Genomic DNA, 225 nt, shown 5'->3' on the forward strand with positions numbered 1-225 from the left:
ACTGGAGCGGGAGAAGAGTCTCGAACTCTCGACCTCAACCTTGGCAAGGTTGCGCTCTACCAACTGAGCTACTCCCGCGTACAGAACAACGATTATCGCAGAACTTTGACATTTTTTCAAGATTGCGGCGAATCGTGCAATCTGAAAACTGGAGCGGGAGAAGAGTCTCGAACTCTCGACCTCAACCTTGGCAAGGTTGCGCTCTACCAACTGAGCTACTCCCGC

At 52.0% G+C, this 225-nt stretch carries 2 tRNA genes; both read right to left on the minus strand.

Annotated elements, in window-relative coordinates:
- Window positions 1-2: 2 nt before the first annotated feature.
- Window positions 3-78: transfer RNA gene (locus tag AC3XQU_RS25200), tRNA-Gly, on the minus strand.
- A gap of 71 nt (window positions 79-149) precedes the next feature.
- A tRNA-Gly gene (locus AC3XQU_RS25205) sits at window positions 150-225 on the minus strand.

The sequence above is a fragment of the Telluria sp. AZSoR62 genome (genome assembly GCF_058111565.1).